The organism is Streptococcus mitis, assembly GCF_003942775.1.
GTDB classification, from domain to species: domain Bacteria; phylum Bacillota; class Bacilli; order Lactobacillales; family Streptococcaceae; genus Streptococcus; species Streptococcus mitis_CN.
On record NZ_RJNX01000018.1, the window covers coordinates 1 to 3,367 of the forward strand.

The following is a 3,367-nucleotide window of genomic DNA, read 5'->3' on the forward strand; positions in this document are numbered from 1 at the left end:
GATAATATGAGCTTCTGGAACAGGTAAATCCAACATATCTTGTGTTTGAATGTCGGCTGTTTCTTTATAGATTTTCATCAACTCAGGTAGATTGACAAACTTTTTAAATCGTTTCTTAGGTTGGTACTTATCCCCTGTAGGAGCTAATTCCATAGAGTTTTGAATTTCTCCAAAAGCACCTACCCAAGAGTCAAAATAATCAACTTGATAGCGTTTTAAGATATCTGGTTGAATGTAGTTCATCATAGTGTATAACTCACTAATAGAATTGGAAACAGGTGTTCCTGTCGCAAAGACAATGTTTTTAAAATCATGTTCTTCCTGAATCTGTCGAACCTTCATTTCCATATCCACATTCTTCTTAGAGGTTGTATTGGTAATCCCTGCTACATTTCCAAGTCCAGTAATGGGACGTATATTTTTAAAGTGATGTGCTTCATCCACAAAGAGAAAATCAATTCCTAAGTTCTCAAAATCAATAAAACTATCACGATTGAAGCGTTGCAGTTCTTCCAATTGTTTCTCTAGACCACTTATTGATTGCTCTGCTTCTTTAACAGTATACTTATTTTCAGAATGTGTTTTAATCTCTCGTAGTTCATTGAGTTTATCCTCGATATAATTCATCTGTCTTTCCTTACTGACAGGGATTTTTTCAAATTGAGAATCCCCAATGACAATGGCATCGTAATCTCCTGTAATAATACGTGACACAAATTGTTTTCTTCTCGCCTTCACAAAATCTTTCTTAGTGGTCACAAAGACCTTTTTAGTAGGGAAAAATTTCATGATTTCTTGGCCAAATTGAGCAGACAAACTAGAAGGTACTACATACAAGGGCTTATGAACCATCCCCAACTCCTTTAATTTAAACCCAGCCCCAAGCATGGTCAAGGTCTTTCCTGAACCTACCTCATGAGCTAATAAGGCTCTTTTTTCTTCTACGATTCTTTGAATGGCATTCTCTTGATGAGGACGAAGACTGATGTTTTGTGCCAAGCCATCAATGACTAGATGGCTACCGTCATACTCTCGACTAACCGTTCGATTATAAAGACGATTATAGCTTTCTTCAATGACTTGTTGGACTTCTGGATACCGTGAGACAAAGTCTTGAAAGAGTTCTTGTAAATGCTGCTCTTTTGCTCTTAGAACAGAGGTTTTTTCCAAATCTGTGATGGTCTTTTTCTTTTCTCCTTCCGTAACAGTCATGGTAATCGTCGGTTGGTTCGAATTAAGTAAATTCTCAAAAATCTTTCTTCCTGTATCATAACGTGACCCGCTGACTCCAAGACTACTATCTTTTGCACTTGGATAGCGATAAGCAAATGATGTCCTTAAATGAACCTGCCCATCGACAGGATTCACTTCAATGACTTGTTCAACATCAGGCGAAGATAATTCAAATTCACGATTGGTAAAACATTCAAAGGCAAATTTACCATAAACGGATTGAGGAATCCAACGTGACCCTATTTTAAACTCAATATCTGCCAGATGAATCCGTGGAGGACGAACAGATTCTAACAAATCTAAAGCATGGGACCAGTCACATTCTTGGTTGTTTTCCTCCACTAATAGTTGAACTACTTCTATCTTGTTGAGAATGTCTCCTGATAAAAATTGGTTCTTAGAAAGATATTTTCTTTCTCCTCTTAAATAACTTTCTGGATCCATTAAAATCTGGTCTCCTAACTCATCTAAAATAGCAGCTTGGCTATGTTCGGGATAAATTGATACCATATAGTCTAAATCAACCCCTCTACCATCCGATAAACTGGAGTTTAAGGCATCTAAAGCCGTTGAAACTCTTGCAATTACTCTCTCTGGCCTAACCAATGCTTTCTCAAAGGCTAAAGATTTTTTATATTTTACTTTCTGATCTTTAGAGTCAATGTATTCATCTTCTAAACTTGCTAGTAAAGAATACTTATCGTCACTATCAAATAAGTTCCGATTGACTGAGGCATTCAAGTATCCAAATTGACTTACAAAGCGGTCATAGTCATGATTGAGTTTACTAAGTAATACCTGAAAATCTGTCCGACTATAATCTGGATGACGTTGAATTTCAATTAAGGCTTGATAGGTCTCTCTCAAATCAACCATGCCCTTAATACGACTAATATCCTTATCCGATAAGTGGCTTTCATAAAATACAGTTTTTTTGAACAGTCCCTTATATTTCCCTCTTTTACTCGCTTCTTCTGACTTGTAAACATCTAGTGCTTCCTCATCTGTCAAATGAAGTTGTACGAATCGATCTATTTTATGTTCAGACAAAGAACTGTCCCATGCTTTAAAATCTCCCTTCTCGTCTACATAATAACTAATTTCGTCTACTTTTGAACTTTTTCTAATACCATGCGTATCTCGGTAATAAATTTGATTACCCTCATATCCAAAAGAATAGAGCGCTAAGTCCTCACGTATACGACTTGGGATAGAATTATCCACTTCTTCTTGGATAAAAACAGGTGCTTTCAAAGAATTGTCAATTTGTTTAGGTGCTTCTACATTCTCTAATGCTTCCATTATGTCAGTAGCTAATGTTTCTGATACCCCCTTAACATTGAGGGTTCCTCCATTAAAATTACGTACCTCATATTGACCCAAAACTTGTGTATTGTATTTCCCATCAAAATAAGGATTGATCCAGACACGCTTATCCTCTTCAAAAGAAATAGAGCCACTAAAGACAAGTTCCTCCTCATTAAGATTCTTTGCTTGATCCTTTTGAAAGAAGAGGAGGTCTGTAGTCACTCGAGTACCTGCAATGCTTTTAAAAGCCGTATCCGGCAAACGAACTCCCCCCAAAAAATGAGTGTTGGTTTTAATCTCTTGTAAGACATTATCTGTCCGCTTATCCATTGTCCCGATAGAAGAGATAATCGAAACTTGTCCTCCATCTCTTACTAAATCAAGTGAGTGTTTGACAAAGTAGTCGTGAATCATATAAGGTTTATCATAGTTTTTATCGGCAATTCGAAAATTTCCAAAAGGAACATTCGTTAAGACTAAATCAAAACTATTATTTTGATAGGGAACTTCTTCAAATCCTCGCACTTCAATATGGGTATTGGGGTGGAGTTGTTTTGCGATTGCGCCTGTCACACTATCTAATTCAACTCCATAGAGTTCTGACCTCTCTCGTATACTTCTAGGCATCGCCGCAAAGAAGTTCCCAGTCCCCATAGAAGGATCTAAAATCCTTCCTCCTTCAAAACCATCAGCCAGTAATTTTTGCCAAATCTGGCGAATAATCATTGGGTCTGTATAATAGGCTGTGAGAGAACTTTGTTTCATGGTCGAGTATTCTGATTTGCTTACTAAGCTCTTGAGAGTTAAACGTTCTGTTTCATACTTT

The 3,367-nt window shown here is 36.9% G+C and carries 1 protein-coding gene; it reads right to left on the reverse strand.

Translation table 11 applies throughout. The features are described 5' to 3' along the window. Positions 1–3,367 (reverse strand): DEAD/DEAH box helicase family protein (locus tag D8848_RS10580; protein WP_142999028.1); only part of this gene is annotated, 3,367 nt, incomplete at both ends.